22 protein-coding genes are annotated in these 23,582 nt (G+C 69.5%); 10 read left to right on the forward strand and 12 right to left on the reverse strand.

Going from position 1 to position 23,582, the window contains the following annotated elements:
* Positions 1-15: 15 nt before the first annotated feature.
* On the reverse strand, positions 16-1,554 hold the full coding sequence (locus OD997_RS10150; RefSeq protein WP_434331453.1) for a PucR family transcriptional regulator ligand-binding domain-containing protein: 1,539 nt from the start codon (positions 1,552-1,554) through the stop codon (positions 16-18).
* A gap of 98 nt (positions 1,555-1,652) precedes the next feature.
* Here OD997_RS10150 and OD997_RS10155 point away from each other — a divergent pair, with 98 nt between their 5' ends.
* On the forward strand, positions 1,653-3,137 hold the full coding sequence (locus OD997_RS10155) for a CoA-acylating methylmalonate-semialdehyde dehydrogenase (RefSeq protein WP_434331454.1): 1,485 nt from the start codon (positions 1,653-1,655) through the stop codon (positions 3,135-3,137).
* A gap of 36 nt (positions 3,138-3,173) precedes the next feature.
* Positions 3,174-4,562, forward strand: a complete 1,389-nt coding sequence (locus OD997_RS10160; protein ID WP_434331455.1) for an aspartate aminotransferase family protein — start codon at positions 3,174-3,176, stop codon at positions 4,560-4,562.
* A gap of 21 nt (positions 4,563-4,583) precedes the next feature.
* On the opposite strand, the gene OD997_RS10165 is transcribed toward OD997_RS10160, so the two are convergent.
* The 5 genes from OD997_RS10165 to OD997_RS10185 are packed head-to-tail and all read right to left on the reverse strand — an operon-like array spanning position 4,584 to position 9,617.
* Positions 4,584-5,312, reverse strand: coding sequence for a FadR/GntR family transcriptional regulator (locus tag OD997_RS10165; RefSeq protein ID WP_434331456.1), 729 nt, complete (start codon positions 5,310-5,312; stop codon positions 4,584-4,586).
* 34 nt (positions 5,313-5,346) lie between these two features.
* Positions 5,347-6,126: a 3-oxoacyl-ACP reductase gene (locus OD997_RS10170; protein WP_434331457.1), complete on the reverse strand. Its 780-nt coding sequence runs from the start codon at positions 6,124-6,126 to the stop codon at positions 5,347-5,349.
* A gap of 44 nt (positions 6,127-6,170) precedes the next feature.
* Positions 6,171-7,532, reverse strand: a complete 1,362-nt coding sequence (locus OD997_RS10175; RefSeq protein WP_434331458.1) for an aldehyde dehydrogenase family protein — start codon at positions 7,530-7,532, stop codon at positions 6,171-6,173.
* A complete protein-coding gene (locus OD997_RS10180; RefSeq protein WP_434331459.1) occupies positions 7,529-8,281 on the reverse strand; it encodes a gamma-glutamyl-gamma-aminobutyrate hydrolase family protein in 753 nt (250 codons plus the stop codon). The genes OD997_RS10175 and OD997_RS10180 overlap by 4 nt, the downstream gene beginning before the upstream one ends.
* Positions 8,262-9,617: a glutamine synthetase family protein gene (locus OD997_RS10185; RefSeq protein WP_434331460.1), complete on the reverse strand. Its 1,356-nt coding sequence runs from the start codon at positions 9,615-9,617 to the stop codon at positions 8,262-8,264. Before OD997_RS10185 ends, OD997_RS10180 begins: the two co-directional genes overlap by 20 nt.
* 156 nt (positions 9,618-9,773) lie before the next feature.
* Here OD997_RS10185 and OD997_RS10190 point away from each other — a divergent pair, with 156 nt between their 5' ends.
* On the forward strand, positions 9,774-11,321 hold the full coding sequence (locus OD997_RS10190) for an amino acid permease (RefSeq protein WP_434331461.1): 1,548 nt from the start codon (positions 9,774-9,776) through the stop codon (positions 11,319-11,321).
* A gap of 27 nt (positions 11,322-11,348) precedes the next feature.
* Here the strand turns inward: OD997_RS10190 and OD997_RS10195 are convergent, their stop codons facing one another.
* Entirely contained in the window at positions 11,349-11,621 is a 273-nt protein-coding gene (locus OD997_RS10195; RefSeq protein ID WP_056517673.1) for a metal-sensitive transcriptional regulator, read from the reverse strand.
* 76 nt (positions 11,622-11,697) lie between these two features.
* Between OD997_RS10195 and OD997_RS10200 the strand changes: the two genes are divergently transcribed.
* Genes OD997_RS10200 through OD997_RS10210 form a run of 3 tightly spaced genes read left to right on the forward strand, consistent with a single transcriptional unit; the run spans position 11,698 to position 14,371 of the window.
* Positions 11,698-12,975 carry a DUF445 domain-containing protein gene (locus OD997_RS10200; protein WP_434331462.1) on the forward strand — a complete coding sequence of 426 codons (1,278 nt, stop codon included), beginning with the start codon at positions 11,698-11,700 and terminating at the stop codon, positions 12,973-12,975.
* Positions 12,976-12,990: 15 nt separating this feature from the next.
* Positions 12,991-13,512, forward strand: coding sequence for an AAA family ATPase (locus tag OD997_RS10205; protein WP_434331463.1), 522 nt, complete (start codon positions 12,991-12,993; stop codon positions 13,510-13,512).
* Between the two features lie 37 nt (positions 13,513-13,549).
* On the forward strand, positions 13,550-14,371 hold the full coding sequence (locus tag OD997_RS10210; protein ID WP_434331464.1) for an SDR family NAD(P)-dependent oxidoreductase: 822 nt from the start codon (positions 13,550-13,552) through the stop codon (positions 14,369-14,371).
* Positions 14,372-14,396: 25 nt separating this feature from the next.
* On the opposite strand, the gene OD997_RS10215 is transcribed toward OD997_RS10210, so the two are convergent.
* Positions 14,397-14,786 carry a hypothetical protein gene (locus tag OD997_RS10215; protein WP_434331465.1) on the reverse strand — a complete coding sequence of 130 codons (390 nt, stop codon included), beginning with the start codon at positions 14,784-14,786 and terminating at the stop codon, positions 14,397-14,399.
* Between the two features lie 123 nt (positions 14,787-14,909).
* Between OD997_RS10215 and OD997_RS10220 the strand changes: the two genes are divergently transcribed.
* A complete protein-coding gene (locus tag OD997_RS10220; protein ID WP_434331466.1) occupies positions 14,910-15,635 on the forward strand; it encodes a hypothetical protein in 726 nt (241 codons plus the stop codon).
* Positions 15,632-16,036 carry a hypothetical protein gene (locus tag OD997_RS10225; protein WP_434331467.1) on the forward strand — a complete coding sequence of 135 codons (405 nt, stop codon included), beginning with the start codon at positions 15,632-15,634 and terminating at the stop codon, positions 16,034-16,036. Before OD997_RS10220 ends, OD997_RS10225 begins: the two co-directional genes overlap by 4 nt.
* Positions 16,037-16,118: 82 nt before the next feature.
* Here OD997_RS10225 and OD997_RS10230 read toward each other — a convergent pair whose 3' ends face one another.
* Genes OD997_RS10230 through hutH form a run of 4 tightly spaced genes read right to left on the reverse strand, consistent with a single transcriptional unit; the run spans position 16,119 to position 21,468 of the window.
* Positions 16,119-17,024: an arginase family protein gene (locus OD997_RS10230; RefSeq protein WP_434331468.1), complete on the reverse strand. Its 906-nt coding sequence runs from the start codon at positions 17,022-17,024 to the stop codon at positions 16,119-16,121.
* Positions 17,005-18,237, reverse strand: a complete 1,233-nt coding sequence (hutI, locus tag OD997_RS10235; protein WP_434331469.1) for an imidazolonepropionase — start codon at positions 18,235-18,237, stop codon at positions 17,005-17,007. The genes OD997_RS10230 and hutI overlap by 20 nt, the downstream gene beginning before the upstream one ends.
* Positions 18,234-19,934, reverse strand: coding sequence for a urocanate hydratase (gene hutU, locus OD997_RS10240; protein ID WP_434331470.1), 1,701 nt, complete (start codon positions 19,932-19,934; stop codon positions 18,234-18,236). The genes hutI and hutU overlap by 4 nt, the downstream gene beginning before the upstream one ends.
* Entirely contained in the window at positions 19,927-21,468 is a 1,542-nt protein-coding gene (gene hutH, locus OD997_RS10245) for a histidine ammonia-lyase (RefSeq protein WP_434331471.1), read from the reverse strand. Before hutH ends, hutU begins: the two co-directional genes overlap by 8 nt.
* A 52-nt stretch (positions 21,469-21,520) precedes the next feature.
* Here hutH and OD997_RS10250 point away from each other — a divergent pair, with 52 nt between their 5' ends.
* Both OD997_RS10250 and OD997_RS10255 read left to right on the forward strand, forming a co-directional pair.
* On the forward strand, positions 21,521-22,297 hold the full coding sequence (locus OD997_RS10250) for an IclR family transcriptional regulator (RefSeq protein ID WP_434331472.1): 777 nt from the start codon (positions 21,521-21,523) through the stop codon (positions 22,295-22,297).
* Positions 22,298-22,368: 71 nt separating this feature from the next.
* Positions 22,369-23,577 carry an OmpA family protein gene (locus OD997_RS10255; RefSeq protein ID WP_434331473.1) on the forward strand — a complete coding sequence of 403 codons (1,209 nt, stop codon included), beginning with the start codon at positions 22,369-22,371 and terminating at the stop codon, positions 23,575-23,577.
* Positions 23,578-23,582: the final 5 nt, after the last annotated feature.

Consider the following 23,582-nt stretch of genomic DNA (forward strand, 5'->3'; position numbering starts at 1 on the left):
TCAGGCAGTTCGGGGTCAGCCGGATGCCGCGGTGCGCCGCCTCGCGAGAAGCGCGAGGTGGAGCGCCGCGATCGTCTCACCGTCGTCGAGGTCCGCACCCAGCAGGTCGCCGATCAGGGTGAGGCGCTGATAGAACACCGACCGTGACAGGTGGCTGGCCGCTGCGGCGGCCGAGCGGTTGCCCGGGTGCGCGACGAGGGCCGCGAGCACATCGAGCAGGTCTCCGCGGCGCTCCCTGTCGTGCCGGATCAGCGGCGCCAGCATCCGCTCGCTGTGCTCGTGCAGGCGATGATCGTCGCGCAGCGTGGCGACCAGCCGCTCGAGCGGGCGGTCATCGACGCGGCGCACTCGGGCGCCGGCCTCAGCGCGGTCGCTGTCGGCCAGATCCCGCGCCGCGCGCAGTGAGCCGAGCAGACCGATCACGTCGTCAGCGGCAGGCCCCACGAAGACGGCGCGGTCGGGACCAGCGATGCGCAGCAGCACCTCGTCAGGAAGCCCGACGGATGCGGGCACCGACAGCAACGCCACGTCATCACCGTCGACGCGGGCGGCCATCACGGCGAATCCGGCCTGTCGCGCCCGGTAGGCGAGCTCGCTGATCGAGCCGCTTCCCCGCGCGACGATCCCGTGGCAGCGGCGACCTCGGAGCGCGAAGCCGCCTGCCCGAAGCCGCGCATCGATGTCCTCGGCCTTCGCGAAGCGCGCGCCGAGCAGATCGTCGATCACCCCGCGCTGGGCGAGCAGCGACCACTCGGCGTCGCCGCCGTCGGCGATGCATCCGAACGCGAGTGCCGTGGCGCCCTGTTCGAGGACCGTGATCCGCCCGGCGGGATGCGCAGGGCCCGGCAGTGCGAGAAGCGTGCCCCAGCGCACCCCGCGCGCCTGCACGGGCACCGTCTCGGCAGCGCTGCGATTGGCGAGCACCTCGGCGATAGGCATCCCGAGTCCCTCGGTCGCGATCACCTCGCGGGCGAGGTTCTCGAGCACCACCGGTGCTCCGAGCGCTCGAGCGGTCTCGGACACCACGACGTCGGCGGGAGCCCCCTGCAGGCTCAGCGCGGTGAAGAGCTCGTGCAGATGCTGTCGTTCGCGCAGCGCCTGCGTCTGCGCGGCGATCAGCGCATGGTGCACGGCTTCGGTCACGGCGACGAACTTGACCTCGTGCGTGAGGGTGATGAGGGCCAACCCCACCGTGGCGCAGACATCGACGACAGGCTGCGGCACGCTCTGTCGGGCGGTCTTCAGCTCGAACACGATGCCGGCGATGCCCGCCCGATGCAGGCTCGAGGCGAAGTCCCGCAGCTCGGCGTCGGCGACCGGCCACCCGGCGCCTGTGGTCAGCAGCAGCTCGCCGCCGTCGAGCAGCCGGGCCACCCCGACGCTGTCGGAGACGTGCACCCAGCGCACGGCGGCCCCGAGTGCGGCACCGCCGACGATCACGTCGGGCTCGCCCTGCTGCACCGCAGCCTCTGCCAGCACATCGGCGACCGTCAGGAAGACGCCACTAACCGGACGATCTGTCCGATTGCGATCGATCTCGCTACGTTCTGACACCGGTGAGGCCCCTCGCGCTCTGTGATCATGGGAGGAAGCCAGCGTATCGCCCCTCGGTCAGAGTGTTCGATGCGGATCTCACATCCCGAAGGAGCCCCGTGGACATCGTCCGTCACCTCATCAATGGAGCAGACACCGCCGACGCGGCGCGCACGGGAGAGGTCTTCGACCCGGCAACCGGTCAGGTCTCGAAGCACGTCGCTTTCGCCTCCACCGCCGAGGTCGACCAGGCGATCGCCGCCGCGGCATCCGCTCTGCCCGCCTGGCGCGAGACGAGCCTCATCAAGCGTGCCGACGTGTTCTTCCGTCTGCGCCAGCTGCTCAAGGAGCGCACCCCTAAGCTCGCGGCGATCGTCACCTCGGAGCACGGCAAGGTGCTCTCGGATGCCGCGGGCGAGGTGTCGCGCGGCATCGAGAACGTCGAGTTCGCCGCCGGTCTCGTGCACCTGCTCAAGGGCGAGCGCAGCGAGCAGGTCTCGCGCGGGGTCGACGTGCACTCGGTCAAGCAGCCGGTCGGCGTCGTCGCCGCGATCACGCCGTTCAACTTCCCCGTGATGGTGCCGCTGTGGATGGTCGCCTCGGCCATCGCCTGCGGCAACACCGTGGTGCTCAAGCCCAGTGAGAAGGACCCGTCGGCCTCGGTCTGGCTCGCGAAGCTCTTCCAGGAGGCAGGTCTTCCCGACGGCGTGCTCAACGTCGTGCACGGTGACAAGGAGGCCGTCGACGCGCTGCTCGAATCGCCGCGAGTGAACGCGATCAGCTTCGTCGGCTCGACCCCCATCGCCCGGTCGATCTATCAGCGCGCGTCAACCGCGGGCAAGCGGGTGCAGGCACTCGGCGGAGCGAAGAACCACATGGTCGTCATGCCGGATGCCGACATCGACGCCGCGGCCGACGCCGCCGTCTCCGCCGCCTACGGCTCGGCCGGAGAGCGCTGCATGGCCGTCTCGGTGCTGGTCGCGGTGGGCGACATCGCCGACGACCTGGTGGCCGCGATCGCCTCGCGCATCGAAGGCCTCACGATCGGCGCAGGCACCGATGCCGCGAGCGAGATGGGTCCGCTCATCACCCGCGAGCACCGCGACCGCGTCGCCTCGTACGTGACGGGCGCCGCCGCCGAGGGGGCGACGGTCGTGGTCGACGGCACGACCAAGCAGTTCGACTCCGAGGGCTTCTTCATCGGGGTCAGCCTGATCGACCAGGTCACCCCGGGTATGAAGGTGTACGACGACGAGATCTTCGGCCCGGTGCTCGGCGTCGTGCGCGTCGAGACCTACGCCGACGCCGTCGAGCTCGTCAACGCGAACGCCTACGGCAACGGCACCGCGATCTTCACGCGCGACGGCGGCACCGCCCGCCAGTACGAGTTCGACATCGAGGTCGGCATGGTCGGCGTCAACGTGCCGATCCCCGTGCCGATCGGCGCCTACTCGTTCGGCGGATGGAAGGACTCGCTGTTCGGCGACTCGCACATCTACGGTCCCGAGTCGGTGCACTTCTACACTCGGTCGAAGGTGGTCACCACTCGCTGGCCCGACCACACGCCCTCGCAGATCGACCTGGGCTTCCCGAGCAACCACTGAGCTCCCGAGCAGACACCGAGAACTGAGACACGAGACATGACGAACTTCATCGACCGGCACGGCGCATCGCATCCGCTCCCGGCCCCCGAGGCCGAGGCGCAGGTGCGCGCGGATGATCGCGGCCACGTCTTCCATTCCTGGAGCGCCCAGGGCCTGATCGATCCGCTGCCCGTCGCCGCGGGCGAGGGCTCGACGTTCTGGGACTACGCCGGCAACGCCTATCTCGACTTCTCGAGCCAGCTGGTGAACCTGAACCTCGGGCACCAGCATCCCGACTTGGTCGCAGCGATCCAGCAGCAGGCGGGGCGGCTCTCGACGATCCAGCCCGCCATGGCCAACGACGTGCGGGGCGAGCTCGCCCGGCTCATCGTCGAGGTCGCGCCTGAGGGGTTCGAGAAGGTCTTCTTCACGAACGGCGGCGCCGAGGCCAACGAGTACGCGGTGCGCATGGCGCGTCAGTCGACCGGTCGCCACAAGGTGCTCTCGATGTACCGCAGCTATCACGGGTCGACCTCGACCGCGATCTCACTGACGGGTGACCCGCGGCGCTGGGCGAACGGCACACCCGACTCGGGAGCAGTGCGCTTCTTCGGGCCGTACCTCTACCGCTCTCCGTTCCACGCCGAGACGCCGGAGCAGGAGTCCGAGCGCGCGCTCGCCCACCTCGAGCAGACGATCCAGCTCGAGGGGCCGCAGACGATCGCGGCGATCATCATCGAGACCGTCGTCGGCACCAACGGTGTGCTCGTGCCGCCGCCCGGATACCTGCAGGGCGTGCGCGAGCTGTGCGACCGCTACGGCATCGTCTACATCGCCGACGAGGTCATGGTCGGCTTCGGCCGGCTCGGCGAGTGGTTCGGCATCGACGCGTACGGCGGGCGCCCGGACCTCATCACCTTCGCCAAGGGCGTGAACTCCGGCTACGTGCCGCTCGGCGGCGTCGTGATCTCGGAGCGCATCGCGAAGGCCTTCGACACCACGCCGTTCGCCGGCGGACTGACGTACTCCGGACACCCGCTCGCGTGCGCCGCTGGCGTGGCGACGTTCGAGGTGTTCCGCCGCGACGGCATCCTCGAGCGCGTGCGCGATCTCGGCGAGCGCATCGTCGAGCCGACGCTGCGCTCCTGGGTCGACACCCACCCGAGCGTCGGAGAGGTGCGCGGCCGCGGCCTCTTCTGGGCGGTGGAGCTCGTGCGCGACAAAGAGACGCGCGAGCCGCTCGTGCCGTTCAACGCGAGCGGAGCGGATGCTGCGCCGGTCGCCGCCTTCGCCGCAGCCGCGAAGAAGGCCGGCGTCTGGCCTTTCACGCACTTCAACCGCATGCACGTCGCACCGCCGCTCGTGATCAGCGAGGACGACCTCGTGCGCGGTCTCACAGTCCTCGACGAGGCTCTCGCCGTCGCCGACGAGGCAGCCACGAGCTGATCCTGCCGCTGCTGCGCGGGTTCAGATCAGGAATCCGCGCAGCAGCGCTTCGGAACCGGCGAGGTGATCGCGCATCGCGGCCTCGGCGACGTCCGGGCGACCGGCGAGTATCGCCGTCACGATGCGTTCATGCTGCTCCCCCGAGTGCTGGATGTTGCGGGGCATCAGCGGAAAAGTGTCGAGCCACGCGTTGACGTCTGCCCTGTTCTCGGCGACGAGCGCGACGAGCGACGGCACGCCGGCGGCCTCGGCGATCGCGAGGTGCAGCAGGGTGTCGAGGCGCCGATACTCCTCGGGCCCGGCGGGCAGCGCGGCCTCGTGCCGCGCCCACAGATCGGCGCGCGTCGCGGCATCCAGAGTCCGGCTCGCGGCTGCCCGAACCGCGCCCGTCTCGAGCACGAGACGGAGCCCGAGCACGTCATCGATCTCTGCCGGGTTCACCGCTCCGGCCTCTGAGGGCTGGGGCAGAGGGTCGGCGACGAAGGTACCGCCGTATCGCCCCCGCTTGGGCACGAGGTAGCCGGTGTCGGCGAGCTCGCGGATCGCCTCGCGCACGGTGTCGCGACTGACGCCGAAGGATGCCGCGAGCTCCCGCTCCGGCGGCAGGGATTCCCCCGGCGCGACCACGCCGAGACGGATGGTCTGCACGAGGCGAGCGACCGCATCCTCGAGGGCGTTGCCTCGGCGCAGCGGCCGATAGACCGCCCGGCGCACCGCGACGAGATCGCCGTCGGAAGGGTGCTCGCTCATGCTTCTCAGCCTGTCACAGCGACATGATCCCGCTTCACAGCGGGGTGACGTAGGCGTTGGTGATGCCGCCGTCGACGACGAAGGCGCTGGCGGTGATGAACGACGAGTCGTCCGAGGCGAGGAACGCCACGGCGGCGGCGAGCTCCGACGGCTCCGCGAAGCGTCCCATCGGCACGTGCACGAGTCGGCGCTGCGCCCGCTCGGGATCCTTGGCGAACAACTCCTGCAGCAGCGGGGTGTTGACGGGTCCGGGGCACAGGGCGTTCACGCGCACTCCCTGTCGTGCGAACTGCACACCGAGCTCGCGTGACATCGCGAGCACACCGCCCTTCGACGCGGTGTAGCTGATCTGCGAGGTCGCCGAACCCAGCAGCGCGACGAAAGATGCGGTGTTGATGATCGATCCCCGTCCCGCCGGCACCATGTGGCGAAGCGCCGCACGGCTGCACAGGTACACGCTCTTGAGATTGACGTCCTGCACGCGATCCCAGGCCGGCAGCTCGGTCGTCTCGATCGAGTCGTCGTCGGCGGGCGAGATGCCCGCGTTGTTGAAGGCGATGTCGATGCGGCCGAACTCCTCGGCGACCCCGTCGAAGAGAGTGTTGACCTTGGTCTCGTCGGCGACGTCGACCGGCCGGAAGACGCCGCCCACCTCGGCCGCTGCCGCTTCGCCCGTGGCGGGGTCGACGTCGGCGATGACGACGAACGCGCCTTCGGCGGCGAAGCGCTGGGCGGTGGCGAAGCCGATGCCGCTCGCACCTCCCGTGATGATGGCGACGCGGTCCTTGAGACGCTGGGTGAGATCGATGGTCATGTGTGTTCTCCGTTGCAGTGAAAAGGTCGGGCCGGGTGTCGCTGTCAGGATTCGTCGGTCGCGAAGAAGACGTTCTTCGTCTCGGTGAAGTGCTCGGCGGCATCCGGTCCGAGCTCACGCCCGAGGCCTGAGGCCTTCATGCCACCGAACGGCGTCGCGTATCGCACCGAGGAGTGCGAGTTCACCGACAGCACGCCGCTCTGCACTCCGCGCGAGACGCGCACGGCGCGACCGAGGCTCTCGGTCCAGATCGAGCCGGCGAGACCGTAGGCGGTGTCGTTCGCGAGACGGATCGCATCGGCCTCGTCGTCGAACGGCATCACTGCGACGACAGGCCCGAACACCTCCTGCTGGGCGATCCGGTCGGACGGATCGGCCAGCACCACGGCCGGGGCGAACCAGAAGCCGTCACCCTGCGGAGCACTGCCCCGGAATGCGATGTTCGCGTCGTCGAGGAACCCCGACACCGTGTCGCGGTGAGCGGCCGAGATGAGCGGCCCCATGTCGGTGTCGGCGCTCGACGGGTCGCCGACCCGCCACGCGGCGACCGCCGGCTCGAGCAGCTCGAGGAACCGGTCGTACACAGAGCGCTGCACGAGCAGTCGGCTGCGCGCGCAGCAGTCCTGTCCGGCGTTGTCGAACACCGACCCCGGAACCGCGGCGACGGCCTTCTCGAGGTCGGCATCCGCGAAGACGATGTTGGCGCTCTTGCCGCCGAGCTCGAGCGTCACCGGCTTGAGCGCCCTGGCGCATCCGGCGGCCACCTCGATGCCGACCTCGGTCGAGCCGGTGAAGACGACCTTGCGGACATCCGGATGCTCGACGAGCCGCTGCCCGACGACCGAGCCCGACCCTGTGACGACCTCGAAGAGCCCCTCGGGAAGACCCGCTTCGAGGGCGAGCTCGCCGAGGCGGATGGCCGTGAGAGGCGTGAGCTCGGCCGGCTTCAGCACCACCGCGTTCCCTGCGGCGAGCGCCGGCGCGAACGCCCACGCCGCGATCGTCATCGGGAAGTTCCAGGGCACGATGACTCCGACGACTCCGTAGGGGTCGTGGAAGGTGACGTCGAGCCCACCGGCCACCGGGATCTGTCGGCCGGACAGCCGCTCGGGGTCGGCCGAGTAGTAGTTGAGCACCTGGGCGACATGACCGGCCTCCCAGCGGGCGGAACCGATCGGATGCCCGGAGTTCAGCACCTCGAGCTGCGCGAGCTCTTCCGCGGCGGCCTCAACCGTGCGCGCGAAGGCACGCAGTGCATCGGCCCGCGCGACGGGGGCGAGGGCGGCCCACCGGCGCTGGGCCGCGACCGCGCGCGCGATCGCGGCATCCGTCTCTCCGATGTCGGCGCGCGCGATCTCACGGATCGCGGCACCGGTCGACGGGTTGATGACTGTGAACGCGCTCATCGGGCGTCCTCCTTCCGCCCTGCGGCGAACGCACGGGCTTGTGAGACGAGATCGGTGAAGAGCCGCCGATCCTCGGCGTTCTCCTCGGGGTGCCATTGGACGCCGACGATGTGGCCGGCTGACGTGTCGACGAAGGCCTGCACGAGTCCGTCGTCGGAGTGCGCGGCGGCGACGAGACCGTCGCCCAGTCGATCGACGCCCTGATGGTGATAGCTGTGCACTCGCATCCCGGTCTCGCCGATGATCTCGGCGAGCGGCGTCTCAGTCGAGACCTCGATGTCGTTCTCGGCGAAGACACCGCCGCCGATGCGGTACTTCTCGGTGCCGAGCGACTCGGGCAGGTGCTGCTGTAGGGTTCCGCCGCGGGCGACGTTCACGAGCTGCAGACCGCGGCAGATGGCGAGCACCGGGATGCCACGACGCTCGGCCGCCTGGAAGAGCGCGAGCTCCCACGCGTCGCGGTCGACCCTCGCGGGGTCGGTGAGCGGATGCCGGTCCTCTCCGTAAAGCTCGGGGGCGACGTCGGCGCCGCCGGAGAGCACGAGGCCGTCCATGCCCGAGATCGCCGCATCCGCAGCATCCGGATCCTGGGGCGGGAGGAGCAGCGCGATGCCGCCGGAGGAGGTCACGCTCGTGAGGTACTGCTCGGGCAGGAACGCCGCCCTGACATCCCACACCCCCTGCTGCGCCCGCTCGAGGTAGGTCGTGACGCCGATCAGCGGCGCGGGGTCAGAGGCGCTCGAAGCCACGGATGCGCTCCCAGTCGGTGACGGCCGCGTCGTAGGCTTCCACCTCGATGCGGGCCTGGTTCAGGTAGTGCTCGACCACATCGTCGCCGAACGCGGCGCGTGCGACGGTCGATTCGCTGAACAGCCTCGCCGCCTCGCGCAGGGTTGTGGGCAGGTGGTCGACCCCGGCCTCATAGGCGTTGCCGGTGAACCGCTCGGGCAACGGCAGCTCGTTCTCGATGCCGTGCAGCCCGCCGGCGATGATCGCCGAGATGGCGAGGTAGGGGTTCACGTCTCCCCCGGGCACACGGTTCTCGACGCGCAGCCCCGAGCCCGATCCGACCACGCGCAGCGCGCATGTGCGGTTGTCGATGCCCCATGCGACTCCGGTCGGGGCGAAGCTGCCCTTCGCGAAGCGCTTGTACGAGTTGATGTTCGGCGCCAGCAGCAGGGTGAACTCGCGGAGAGTGGCGAGAATGCCGGCGATCCAGTGCTCCATCACCGGGCTGAAGCCGTGCTCACCGTCTCCTGCCATGACCGGAGCACCCGACTCGTCGCGCAGCGACAGGTGGATGTGACAGCTGTTGCCTTCCCGCTCATTGAACTTGGCCATGAAGGTGAGCGCCTGGCCGTGCTGCTCGGCGATCTCCTTCGCCCCGTTCTTGTAGATCGCGTGCTGGTCGGCGGTCTCGCGCACCTCCGCATAGCGGAATGCGATCTCCTGCTGACCGAAGTTGCATTCGCCCTTCACGCCCTCGCAGTAGAGCCCTGCGCCGTCCATGCTGTTGCGGATGTCGCGCAGCAGCGGCTCCATGCGGGTCGACGCGAGCAGGTTGTAGTCGACGTTGTAATCGGTCGCGGGCGTCAGGCCCTCGTACTTGCGCGCCCAGGCATCGCGGTAGGTGTTGTCGAAGACGATGAACTCGAGCTCCGTGCCCGAGTACGCGGTCCAGCCCCGTTCGGCGAGACGGTCGCGCTGGCGATCGAGGATCGCTCGGGGCGAGGGTCCGACCGGTTCGCCGTTCTGCCAGACGAGGTCGGCCATGACGAGCACGGTGCCGTCGAGCCAGGGGATGTTGCGCAGGGTCTCGACGTCGGGCTTGAGCACCATGTCGCCGTAGCCGCGGTCCCAGCCCGACATCGCATAGCCGTCGACCGTGTTCATGTCGACGTCGACCGAGAGCAGGTAGTCGCAGGCCTCGGCCCCGTGAGCCAGGATGTCCTCCTGGAACAGTCTTGCCGACACGCGTTTGCCGACCAGTCGCCCCTGCGCGTCCGCGAAGGCCACGATCACCGTGTCGATCTCGCCGGCGGCGATGCCGGCATCCAGCTGTTCGATGCTCAGGTTGCCCGACATCTGACGCTCCGTCCTCGTGCGGTGAAGCGATCGGCCGACCGGCTTCGCCCTCAGAGTAGATCACCTTCGCGTTTAAAGGTAGACGAAACCACCATTGACTGTCACAATCATCCGCAAGGTGCACCCGGCGCCTGCACGCATGCGAACGGAGAGCGGATGTCCCAGCAGAGCAATGAATCCCGCAAGGTCGCCGGAGCGACCTATACACGCGCCGGGAGTGAGTATTTCGAGAAACGCACGCTGAAGAGGTCGGCCGGAGTCTGGGGCCTGTGGGGCCTCGCGGTCGCCGCGGTCATCTCGGGTGACTTCTCGGGCTGGAACTTCGGCATCGACTTCGCCGGGTTCGGAGGGATGCTCATCGCCTTCGCCATCCTCGTCGCGATGTACTACGGCATGATCTTCGCGATCGGCGAGATGGCGGCCGCGATGCCGCACACCGGAGGCGCCTACTCGTTCGCGCGATCGGCCATGGGTCCGTGGGGCGGACTCGTCACCGGTGCCGCCGAGACCATCGAGTACGTCGCCACCACGGCGGTGATCGTCTACTTCTCGGCGTCGTATGCCAACGGCATCACGAGCGAGCTGCTCGGCCTCGAGCTGCCAGGATGGGTCTGGTACCTCATCCTCTACGTCGTCTTCATCGCCCTGAACTCTGCGGGCGCCGCGATCTCGTTCCGCTTCGCGATCGTCGTCTCGGTGATCTCGATCGGCATCATCCTGGTCTTCTCCGCCATGGCCCTGTTCTCGGGCGCGTTCTCGTGGGATGCCCTGTGGGACATCGCCCCCGACGAGGGCCAGACCGCGTTCCTCCCGCACGGCGTCCTGCCGATCCTGTTCGCCCTGCCGTTCGCGATGTGGTTCTTCCTCGGCATCGAGGAGCTGCCGCTCGCCGCCGAGGAGTCGCACAACCCGACCCGCGACATCCCGAAGGCCGGCTTCTGGGCCCGCGGCACGCTCATCGTCACCGGACTCCTGGTGCTGTTCCTGAACACCGGCGTGATCGGCGCCGAGGCCACCGGCACCGCGGGCGAGCCTCTGCTCGACGGCTTCCGCGCGATCGTCGGCGACCAGCTCGCCGCCGTGCTGGCCCTGTTCGCCCTCATCGGCCTGCTCGCGTCGCTGCAGGGAATCATGTTCGCCTACGGACGCAACATGTACTCGCTGTCCCGGGCCGGGTACTACCCGCGCTTCCTCTCGCTCACCGGCAAGCGCCAGACGCCGTGGGTCGCCCTCACGGTCGGTGCCGCGATCGGGTTCGTCGCCCTGATCGTGCTCGACGTGCTCACCGCGGTCGACTCCGAGGGTGCGGGAACCGTGGCCGGTGCGATCGTCCTGAACATCGCGGTCTGGGGAGCCGTCGTCGCCTACGGACTGCAGCTCGTGTCGTTCATCATCCTGCGCAAGAAGTTCCCGAACGTCGACCGTCCGTACGTCAGCCCGTGGGGCATCCCGGGTGCGGTCATCGCTCTCGTGATCGCCGCGCTGATCTTCGTGGGCTTCCTGCTGAACCCGACGTTCGGTCCGGCGATCATCGCGATCGCGATCGTCTACGCGATCATCCTGCTCGGATTCGGCCTCTTCTTCCGGCATCGCCTCGTGCTCTCGCCCGAAGAGGAGTACGCACTGTCGGGCGGCTCCCACGGCGACCCGCAGGCCGAGGGATACGACGCCATGGAGGGCGAGGTCTTCGACGGAAAGCGGTGACGCGAGAGGAGCGCGACGGGACCTGCCCTACTTGCGGTCGAAGTCGAACGCCTTGAGCAGCTCGGCGACAGCCTTGTCGCGCTCCTCCCCGCCCTCGTCGAACATGTGCGTCACGTGCGTGCGCAGATGATTCTCGAGCAGCAGGCGGTTCAACGACTCCAGTGAGCGCTGGATCGCGCGGGACTGCGTGATGATGTCCATGCAGTACTCCTCGTTCTCGATCATCCGCGCGACGCCGCGCATCTGACCCTCGAGGATGCTGGTGCGATGCAGTGCGCGCTTCTTGATGTCTTCGATCACGCTTCGAGGGTACTCGTGTCCTGCGACGGTGGTGCTCGCCGACCTCAGGGGGAACTCACCGTGAAAGGATGACGTCATGCCGCGAACCCCGATGGCGCTCCTGTCGCCCGCAGACCAGGTACGACTTCGCGCTCTTCGGCGGATGAAGGCAGTGGCTCTCGGGGCACTCATCTTCATGGCGGTCGTGTTCGTGATCGCGTTCGCGTTCCAGGAGCGGCAGCCGTGGCTCGGATACGTGCGCGCCGCCGCCGAGGGCGGCATGGTGGGTGCCCTCGCCGACTGGTTCGCCGTGACGGCGCTCTTCCGCAGGCCGTTGGGTCTGCCCATCCCGCACACCGCGATCATCCCGAACCGCAAGGACGAGATCGGCCGCACGCTGGGCGAGTTCGTCGAGACGAACTTCCTCGAGGCGAGCGTCGTGCGCACCAAGCTCGCCAGCACCGCGATCGCGAAGCGTGCGGGCGAGTGGCTGCGCGAGCCGACCCACGCCGAGCGGGTGGGCGCCGAGGGAGCGACGATCGCGACCGCCGTGCTCAACGCCCTCAGCGACGACGACGTGCGCGACCTCATCACCGACCTCGCCCGCGAGCACCTCGTCTCGCCCGAGTGGGGTCCGCCGGCAGGGGCCTGGCTCGAGAAGATCGTCGAAGCGGATGCGCACCACGGAGCGGTCGACCTCGCCGCCGACAGCATCGCCCGCTGGCTGGATGCCAACGCCGAGTCGTTCTCGGGACTCATCTCGCGGCGGCTCCCCGGGTGGGTGCCGAAGCTCGCGCACCGATTCGTCGACGACACCGCCTACAACGAGGCGGTCAAGTTCGTGCGCGCCGTGCAGGCCGACCCGAAGCATCCGGCCCGCATCGCCGTCGACGGCTACCTCGCCCGCCTCGCCGACAGTTTGCAGAACGACCCGGCGACCAGGGCGAAGCTCGAGAACGCGAAGTCGTCGCTGTTCGACAGCCCCCGAGTGGGCGCCCTCGCCGCCGAGGCGTGGAACACGGCCAAGAACGGACTGCTCACCGCCCTCGCCGACCCCGAGAGTGGCCTGCGCGTGCGTGCGGCCCAGGCTCTGCAGGAGGTCGGCGACAGGCTGACGACGGATGCCGCACTGCAGCACCGCGTCGACACGTGGGTGTCGGATGCCGCCGTGTTCCTCGTCGACCGCTACCGCCACGACATCGCATCGATCATCACCGACACCGTCGAGCGCTGGGACCCGGTCGAGACGACCGAGAAGATCGAGCTCATGGTCGGCCGCGACCTGCAGTACATCCGCCTCAACGGCACGTTCGTCGGCGCACTCGCGGGCCTCGCGATCTTCACGATCGCCCACCTGCTGATCCCCGGGGTCTGACGCGTGCGGATCGTGGTGTCGGGCACTCACGCGAGCGGCAAGAGCACGCTGATCTCCGACTTCCATGCGAGACACCCCGAGTACGCGGTGCTCGGCGACCCGTTCGACGACATCGAGTCGGAGGCACCGAGCAGCGCGGCCAGCTTCGTCGCGCAGCTCCGCGTCACCGTCTCCCGACTGCGAGAGTCGGCGGGCGAGAGCTCCGTCGTCTCGGAACGTGGTCCCGTCGACTTCCTCGCCTACCTCACCGCGCTCGAGATGCTGGGGCGCGGCGACGGCGCGCTGCTCTCTCGAGCGCAGGAGATGGTCGAGTCCTCGATGGCCCACATCGATCTGATCGCCGTCGTGCCGCTGGACGCGCGGCACCCGATCGAGGTTCCCGACGACGAGGATCCGGAGCTCCGAGAGGCGATGGAGAGCGCTCTTCTGGATGCGCTCGACGACCTCGAACGCGCCGGTGATGCGCCGCCGACCGTGACGCTCACCGGGAGCCCGGGCGAGCGACTCACGCAGCTGGAGGACGCTGCCGGCCTCTGAGACCGGGCCCGCCCGGGCCGAGAAGTACGATCGCTCCATGACCTCATCACCTCAGATCTGGATTATCACGGGCGCAGGCCGCGGGCTCGGACGCGCACTCGCCGAGGCCGCACTCGAGGCAGGGCACACCGTCGTGGCGACGGTCCGCGGCGAGCATGAGCTGCCCGCGCACGACCGCCTGACCGTGATGACTCTCGACGTCCGCGACCGCGCCGCCGCTCGCGACACCGTGCGCCGCACCGTCGAACATCTCGGGCGCATCGACGTGCTCGTGAACAACGCCGGCTACGGACTGATCGGCTCCGTCGAAGAAGCCTCGGAGGAGGACATCCGCGCGATCATGGAGACGAATCTGCTCGGTCCGCTCTGGCTCAGCCAGGACGTCATCCCGGTCATGCGCGAGCAGGGCGGCGGACACATCGTGCAGATCTCGACCGTCGGGGCGGTCGGCACGATGCCTATGCTCGGGCTCTACAACTCCACGAAGTGGGGGTTGGAAGGGTTCAGCGAGGCCATGGCCTCCGAGGTGGCACGCTTCGGCATCCGCGTGTCCCTCATCGAACCGGGCGCTCTCGACACCGCGTGGGCAGGGCCGAGCATGCGGTTCAGTTCGCCCTCCGACGTCTACGACGCGCAGCGGACGGAGCTGTTCGGCACAGCCGAGGTTCCGTGGCCCCCGGCCGACTCGGCCGGCGGCACGGCACCGACGGATGCCGCAGCCGCGATCCTCGCCCACGTCGCCTCCGAAGACGGGCCTCTGCGGGTCCTCATCGGCGACGACGCGCCCGAACAGGTCGCCGCAGCGCTCGACCTTCGGAGACAGGACTACTCCCGCGATCCCCGCTTCCCTGACTCATAGCCCGCCGGACCTACGGGTGCTCCGATCAGAGGAACAGCGGCAGCAGTGACACGACGAGACCGATCACGCCGACACCCGTGAACACGATTCCCAGGGTCATCACGACCCGGCGCAGATGTGGCGGATCCCCCACACGAGCGCGAGCAGGATCGTTCGTACTCACGACCCCTGCGGCCCAGCCCTCTTCGGGGGTCGCGAACTCGTCGCGCCGCAACGGTCTCTCGTGAAAGTCGCTCCCGGCGAACCAGCGGGCGAACACGGAACCGTCCCGCTCGACGATCGCGATCTCGATGCTGCGCCACGGACCTTCGACCGCACGGATCAGCGTGGCCAGCAGGAGCAGCGGCACCCCGAGCCCCAGACCCACCCACGACAGCACCTCGCCGACGAGAGCGAGGGTGTCCAGAGCATCCATGGCTCCATCGTAGAGTCGCCGGCCGATGGCCCGACACGCACGGGGGCCGCCGCGGCGATCCGCGCTTCCCTGGCTCATAGCCCGCCAGACCCGCATCAGGTGCAGTTGCTAGGGTGCTCCCCTATGACCGCCGATGTCGCATCCACCCGTTCAGATCGCCGGCGAGCGAGTCGGGGCACGTGGCAGCGAGTCGTCGCAGGACTCGCTGTGCTGGTCAGCGGCATCGTCGCCTTCGTCCTCGCCGGCTCCGCCCTGGATCTCGTGCGGGACCAGTTGCACCACAACTGCGGGATGCAGCCCCCGAGCTCCGAGGGAGCGGGCACCTGGATCTGCAGCGACGGGATCGGGTACCTCGGCATCGCAGGAATCCTCGGCATGGGATGGCTGGCTGCTGTGCTGGCCGGTTGTCTCATCGCCCTGCTCGTCCGCCCCGCTCGACAGGCGCGACTGGCGCTCGTGATTCTCGCAGCCCTGTCCACCGCGTGGATCATTGGACTGACCTGGTACGGGTCGGCGACGCAGGTTCAGGATCAGTACGCACCCATGACGGGCGTGGAGTACTGGCTGGAGGCGGTCGGCCCTGCAGCGCTCGTCAGCGCCCTCGGCGTCGCCTTGGGTCTGCTGAGCCTCATGCCGACGGGGCCGCTCTCGTGGATCATGGGGATCGTGGCGACGATCCTGCTGATCGTCGCGGCCGTTCTGCAGCCAGGGCTGAGCCTCAACGTCATCCCGCCCGTGGGGCTGCTCGCCGCGGCGACCATCCGCGCGATCGGCGTCGACACCGCCGCGGGCCTGAGGTCGCGTCGGCCGCGACGACCTGGAACGCCGCGTGGGAGAACCGGCAGATGAACGCGCTCTTCGGTGCGGCCGCGCTGATCGCCCTGCTGGCACTCGGGATCGCAACCGCCATCGGCCTCGGACTCCGGCCTCGACCGGCCCCCGAGTACTGGGCGACCCTCGTCGCGTGGAGCCTTCAACTCCTCGCCGCGCTGGCAGCGGTGTTCTGGGTGGGATTCCTCGGGATCTCGACCCCGAGTTGCGCGCCGAACTGCGACTGGGACCTCCTCGGCTACAACTTCCAAGGTTTCATGATCGCGGCTGGGATCATCCAGCTCGCGAGCATGGTGCTCATCATCTTGCTGCGCCGACGCCCGAAGGTCTGGGTGGTGCCGCTGGCTGCTACGGGGCTCATCATCGTTCTCGCTGTGGTCTCGTCGATCATCGCGTACAAGGCCATGCTGTTCTTCTGAGCCGTGCCGTCCTTCGGAACGGTCCGCAGACGGGCACCACGGGCGCAGAGCGTCGTGGACGTTGCACGACTAGCAGCCGCGGTCAGCGCGCGGCGAGGGCCGCGAGCATCTCGAGCACGCAGAGGGCCGCGAGTCTGACCGTGCGCATGTCGTCGGTGTCGGCGGTCGCGTCGACCTCGGCGATGTCGGCGCTGACGACGCGAGGATCCGCGACGATCGAGCGCACGAGAGCGCGCAGCTCCCACGCGGCGAAGCCGCCGGGAACGCTCGCCGGGCACCCGGGCGCTGCGGCCCGATCGGCGGCGTCGACGTCGACATCGAGATGGATGCGAGCGGCCGCACCCGCTCCGGCGATGCTCGTCGCCTCGGCGACGACGTCGTCGATGCCCCGGCGCCTGACCTCGTCGAGGGTGATCACGCGAATGCCCCACTCGGCGGCGCGCGCCGCGTAGGCGGCGGAGTTCGCGAAGTCCGCGATGCCGATCTGGACGATCCGGGTCGGGTCGATCCGCTCGCCGTCCGGGGCGTCCTCGATCAGTCGCCGCAGGGGCGACCCGTTCGAGATGCCGTCGCGCAGGTCGAAGTGCGCATCGATCGTGATCAGCCCGGTGGCCCCCGCTCCTCGCGCGACCGGGTAGGTCAGCGCGTTGTCGCCCCCGAGCGCGATCACGAGACGCGCGGATTCGGCGAGCTCGTGCACGCGCGCGACGCTCGCCGCGATGCCGGCCTCGCCGTCGGGTTCGGCCACATCCCCGGCGTCGAGAACGCGCAGCGCGTCGCCGAGGTCGACCACAGGCGGACCCATGAGCGTGGCGCTGTACCGGGTCAAGGCCTCTCGGATCGCCGCGGGTGTCGCATGCGCGCCGGTCGGTGACAGCGAGGTGCGCCAGGTCGGAACGCCGAGCAGCACGGCATCCGCAACGTCTCCGGCGGCGAAGGCAGGCCAGGATCCGGCGCGCGGCCAGAAGTCATCGTGCGAGAGAGCCATGGTTCTCCGTTCCTCGCTCCTTCGACGGTGCTGCGAAGACCGCGACGCCGTCCTTCCACACCTGATCGACGAGCGGCACTCCCGGTCGATATGCGAGATGGATGCGCGTGGGTGCGCTCAACAGCACGAGGTCTGCGCGTGCTCCTACGGCGATCACGCCGACGTCATCACGTCGCAGCGCCAGGGCTCCTCCGGCGGTCGCCGCCCACACCGCCTCGGCCGGGGTCATGCCCATGTCGCGCACCGCGATCGCGATGCAGAACGGCATCGATGAGGTGAAGCTCGAACCAGGGTTCGTGTCGCACGCGATCGCGACCGTGACGCCCGCATCGATCAGTCGGCGTGCGTCGGGATACGGCTGCCTGGTCGAGAACTCGACGCCCGGCAGCAGGGTGAGAACGGTGGCGGACCCGGCGAGCGCGGCGATGTCGCCGTCGGTCAGGTAGGTGCCGTGATCGATCGAGGCCGCGCCGAGCTCGACGGCGAGCCGCACCCCGTCGCCCGGGCCGAGCTGGCTCGCGTGCAGTCGGGGGGCGAGGCCCTTCGCGACGCCGGCCTCGAGCACGCGCCGCGACTGCTCGACCGAGAAGGCGCCGGTCTCGCAGAACACGTCGATCCATCTCGAATGCGGGGCACAGGCGTCGAGCATCGGACCCGTCACCAGATCGACGTACTCGTCGGCACGGTCGGCGTACTCGACGGGCACGACGTGCGCCCCGAGGAACGTGACCTCCGGCGTGACCTCGGCAGCGAGTCGCACCAGCCGCTCCTCATCCGCGACGCTCAGCCCGTATCCGCTCTTGATCTCGACGGTCGTGGTGCCTTGCGCGAGCATCTCCTCGATGAAACCGCGCAGGCGCGCGCGCAGCTCGTCATCGCTCGCCGCTCGCGTCGCGGCCACAGTCGAGCGGATGCCGCCCGCGGCGTACTTCTGCCCCGCCATCCGCGCCTCGAACTCGGCCGCACGGTCTCCGCCGAACACGAGGTGGCTGTGGCTGTCGACGAACCCGGGGATGACCGCCCGGCCGCCGGCGTCGATGATCTCGTCGGCATCAGGTGCGGCATCCGGAGCATCCGCCGCCGAGCCGATCCAGGCGATCCGTCCGCCGTCGATCAGCACGGCCGCATCGCGCAGCGTGCCGAAGCGGTCTCCGTCCGCTGAGCCGACGTTGGTCGTCAGCTCTCCGATGTTCGTGATCAGTGAGGTGCTCACAGCATCGGCACCTTCAGGCCGCGCTCACGGGCGATGTCGCGAGCGTGCTCGTACCCGGCGTCGACGTGGCGCATGACTCCGGTGCCCGGGTCGTTGGTCAGCACGCGCTCGAGCTTCTCGGCGGCGAGCGCCGAACCGTCCGCGACGCTCACCTGTCCGGCATGGATCGAGCGTCCGATGCCGACGCCGCCACCGTGGTGCAGCGACACCCACGAGGCACCGGATGCCGTGTTGAGCAGCGCGTTCAGCAGAGGCCAGTCGGCGATCGCATCCGATCCGTCCTTCATGGCCTCGGTCTCGCGGTACGGCGACGCGACCGAGCCCGAGTCGAGGTGGTCGCGGCCGATCACGATCGGGGCCGACAGTTCACCGGACGCCACCATCTCGTTGAACTTGAGGCCGGCGAGGTGGCGCTCCTTGTATCCGAGCCAGCAGATGCGCGCGGGCAGCCCCTCGAAGTGCACCGTCGAGCCCGCCTTGTCGAGCCAGCGGTGCAGCGCCTTGTCGTCGGGGAAGAGCTCGGCGATCGCGCGATCGGTCTTGTAGATGTCCTCGGGGTCGCCCGAGAGAGCCGCCCAGCGGAAGGGCCCACGGCCCTCCTCGAACTGCGGACGGATGTATGCCGGCACGAAGCCGGGGAACTCGAATGCCCGGTCGAAGCCACCCAGCTGCGCCTCTGCCCGGATCGAGTTGCCGTAGTCGAAGACCGCGGCCCCGGCGTCCTGGAACGCGACCATCGCCGCGACGTGCTGAGCCATCGACGCGCGCGAGCGGTGGGTGAACTCCTCGGCATCCCGTTCGGCCTCCGCCCTCCAGTCGGCCACCGAGATGCCCACCGGCAGGTAGGCGAGCGGATCGTGCGCGCTGGTCTGATCGGTGACGATGTCGATCGGCACGCCCCGGCGCAGCAGCTCGGGGAAGACCTCCGCCGCGTTCCCGACGACGCCGACCGAGAGCGCGTCGCCGGCCTGCTTGGCTGCGACGACCCGGGCGACGGCCGCATCGAGGTCGGTCGTGTACTCGTCGAGGTATCCGTGCTGCACCCGTCGAGCGAGGCGCGACTCGTCGACATCGACGATCAGCACGACCCCGTCGTTGAGCGTGACGGCGAGCGGCTGCGCACCGCCCATGCCTCCGGCGCCGCCGGTGAGGGTCAGCGTGCCCTTGAGCGACTCTCGACCGAGCGACCGGGCGACCGCCGCGAACGTCTCGTAGGTCCCCTGCAGAATCCCCTGGGTTCCGATGTAGATCCACGACCCGGCGGTCATCTGGCCGTACATGATCAGACCGAGCTCTTCGAGCTTGCGGAACTCGGGCCAGGTGGCCCAATCGCCCACGAGGTTCGAGTTGGCGATCAGCACGCGGGGTGCCCACTCGTGCGTGCGGAAGACGCCGACCGGCTTGCCCGACTGCACGAGCAGGGTCTCGTCGGGCTCGAGCTCGTCGAGGGTGCGGACGATCGCGTCGTACGCCTCCCAGCTGCGAGCCGCCTTTCCGGTGCCGCCGTACACCACGAGGTCCTCAGGGTGCTCGGCGACCTCGGGATCGAGGTTGTTCATGAGCATCCGCTTCGCCGCTTCCGCACCCCAGCTCTTGGCGGTGCGCTGGTTGCCGCGGGCGGCGCGGACCGTGCGGGGCCCGGCGGGCGGCGTGGATCCGGGGGTCGCGGTCGATTCGGGGGTCGTGGTGTCAGTCATTCGCGTGCTCCTTTGCGATGCGGGCGACGGCGCCGGACTGCACGAGTGCGGTCACGGCCTCCAGGTCTGGTGAGAGGAAACGGTCGGGTCCGGGGCCCGCCGCGACGGTGCGGACGAGGTCGCGGACGGCGCCGGTCGCGCGCCCCGCCTGCAGCGGTGCACGCAGGTCGAGGGCGCGGGCCCCGGTGAGGATCTCGATCGCGAGGACCCGGCCCAGTCCGTCGATCGCGCGGCGGAGCTTGCGAGCGGCCGCCCACCCCATCGACACATGGTCCTCCTGCATCGCCGACGACGGGATGGAGTCGACGGATGCCGGAACGGCGAGGCGCTTGAGCTCGGACACGATGCCCGCTGCGGCGTACTGCGCGATCATCAGACCCGAGTCGACGCCGACCTCGTCGGCGAGGAAGGGCGGGAGACCGTGATTGCGGGCGGGGTCGAGCGCGCGGTCGGTGCGGCGCTCCGAGATCGAGGCGACGTCGGCGACCGAGATCGCGAGGAAGTCCAGCACCGCAGCGACCGGGGCTCCGTGGAAGTTCCCGTTGGATTCGATGCGCCCGTCGACGGTGATCACGGGGTTGTCGATCACGCTCGCGAGCTCACGGCCGGCGATCATCGACGCGTAGCCCATGGTGTCGCGCGCGGTTCCATGCACCTGCGGCGAACAGCGCAGCGAGTATGCGTCCTGCACGCGGCCGTCCTCCGGGCCCTTGTGACTGTGCACGATGGGCGAGTCGCCGAGGAACGACCTCAGGTTCGCCGCCGACTCGGCCTGTCCCGACTGCGGTCGCAGCGCCATGAGGTCGGCTGCGAAGACCGCATCCGTGCCGAGCTGCGACTCGACCGACATCGCCGCCGCCATGTCGGCCGTGAGCAGCAGAGTCTCGAGGTCGTGCAGCGCCAGCACGAGCATCCCGAGCATCCCGTCGGTGCCGTTGATGAGGGCGAGTCCCTCCTTCTCGACGAGGGTGAGCGGCTCGATACCGGCCGCGGCCAGAGCATCGGATGCCGGGATGAGGTCTCCATGGTCGTCTCGGACGTCGCCCTCCCCCATCGTCGCGAGGGCGATATGCGCGAGCGGGGCGAGGTCGCCGGAGCATCCGAGCGAGCCGTACTCGCGGACGACCGGGGTGATGCCCGCATTGAGCAGACCGGCGTACGTCTCGACCACGACGGGGCGAACGCCCGTGCGACCCGAGGTCAACGTCTGCAGCCGAAGCAGCTGCAGACCGCGGACGACCTCGCGCTCGACCTCGGCGCCGGTACCGGCCGCGTGGGAGCGGATGAGGCTGGCCTGCAGCTGCAGGCGGCGATCCGGCGCGATGAAGGTCGTGGCGAGAGCGCCGAATCCGGTGGACACCCCGTAGTGCGGGTGCGGGTCGGCCGCCAGCCCGTCGATGACCCGCCGGGTGTCGGCGACGCGGGCGAGGGCTTGGGGACTGATCGTGACCGGGGCGCCGTGGCGGGCGACCGCGACGACATCGGCGTGGCTCAGCGGGGCATCGCCGACGAGGACGGAGGGCAGTTCACTCATGTCTCGATTCCACACCCGACGGGTCGCGCGCGACAGGCGATCATGGGATCCTGTGTCTGTGATCCCAGACAACGCGGAGACCGTCGCCCAGGTGCCGGCGGCCCACAACACCCTGCGGATCCTGAGTTATCTGGCGGGGCGCCCCGCACCGGTCGCCGCGTCGGCGATAGCCCGCGAGCTCGAACTGCCCCGGTCGACCGTCTACCACCTGCTCACCACTCTCGCGGCACACGGTTTCGTGCTGCACATGAAGGAGGATCGGCGCTGGGGCCTGGGCACTTCGGCCTTCGAACTCGCCGGCGGATACGCACGCCAGCAGCCGCTCGCGCGGATCGGGAGGCCTCTCGTAGCCGCGCTCTCGGACCGACTCGGAGAGAGCACCCACCTGGCGGTGATGAGCGGCGGCGATGTGCTCTACATCGTCGAGGAGCGCGCGCCACGGAGGCAGGCTCTCGTCACGGATGTCGGCGTCCGGCTGCCCGCGCACCTCACCGCGTCCGGGCGCGCGATGCTGGCAGCCCTCCCCCGAGAGCAGGTGCGTGCGCTGTATCCGAGCGCATCCGCGTTCCCGGATCGCACCGGTCTCGGTCCGCGAAAGCCGAGCGAGCTGCGTGAGCTGCTGCGCATCGTGAGGGAGCGCGGCTATGCGACCGAGGACAGCGAGGTGGCAGACGGACTGCGCAGCGTCGGCGCCGTCGTCCGCGATCACGCGGGCTGGCCGGTCGCCGCAGTCGCGGTGACCTGGGCGGGCGGCGAGCTCGACGAGCGCGCCCTCGCGGATGCCGTCATCGAGACGGCCGCGGTGCTCGAGTCGCGCCTGAAACGCTGACGCCGACGGATGTCGCAGGGCTGCGACATCCGCGCGACACCGTCGCGACACGCGCTCGATATTCTCGAGGCATGACCTCGACACGTAGCGACTCGCGCCGCATCCGCCGTGGCCTCACCCTCACTCTCGCGCTCGGATGCACCGCAGCCGCGCTGCTCTCAGGTTGCGCTCCCGAGCCCGTGGCTTCATCGGCGCCGAAGCCCACCTCGACGCCTTCTGCGTCACCCACGCCCGGCGCCGTGACCGTCGACGGATACGACGTCGGCCAGTTCCCGCCCGTCCCCCTCTTCGTGCTCCCCGATCTGTCGCTGCTCGACACGTCGGCGTCGGCGTTCACGATCGAGGTCAACGAGGCCCTGGCCGGGATCCCCGGGGTCATCGCGGCACCCGCGCACTGCGACGCGGACGGGAGTGTGGTCTCGGGCAACGGCACCGCCTACCTCTATGGCGACGGCTCAGGCACCTTCACCGGGCCGGACGGATCGGTGCAGAACTTCGGCGACGGATCCGGGAACTCGACGATCAACGGCGTCACCATCCAGAACTTCGGGGACGGGTCGGGCAACTACACCGACGGCACCGTCACCATCCAGAACTTCGGCGACGGGTCGGGCAACTACAGCGACGCGTCGACGACCGTACAGATCTTCGGCGACGGGTCGGGGAACTACGAGGACGACGATGTGACGATCCAGAACTTCGGAGACGGATCAGGCAACTACAGCGATGGCACCGTCACCATCCAGAACTTCGGCGACGGCGCGGGCAACTACGAAGACGGGACGATCCGCATCCAGAACTTCGGGGATGGCACCGCCCGCGTCGGAGGCCGGCTCGTCGACGCCGAGCCGCTTCCCCCGGTTCCGGTGCTCGGGGTCTTCCCGCCGCTCGGCTCTCTGGCGCCGCTCGAGTCGTGCGGCACCACGTTGACCTTCGAGGACGGCGTGCTCTTCGACTTCGACCGCAGCGACATCCGGGCCGACGCGGCGGCGACACTCGATGCCGTCGCCCGCGTGTTCACGACCCTCGACATCGCCGAGGCGCAGGTCACCGGCCACACGGACGCCATCGGCTCGGATGCCGAGAACCAGCGGCTGTCGGAGGACAGAGCAGGTTCCGTCGTCGACGGGCTCGAAGAGCGCGGCGTCACGACGTCGTTCAGCGCAGAGGGGTTCGGTGAGACGCGCCCCGTGGCTGCCAATGAGATCGCCGGGGTCGACAATCCCGCGGGGCGTCAGCTCAACCGCCGCGTCGAGATCTTCATCCCGGCTGCGCTCTGACGCGC

The sequence above is a fragment of the Microbacterium sp. CGR1 genome, assembly GCF_051062835.1.
Taxonomy (GTDB): domain Bacteria; phylum Actinomycetota; class Actinomycetes; order Actinomycetales; family Microbacteriaceae; genus Microbacterium.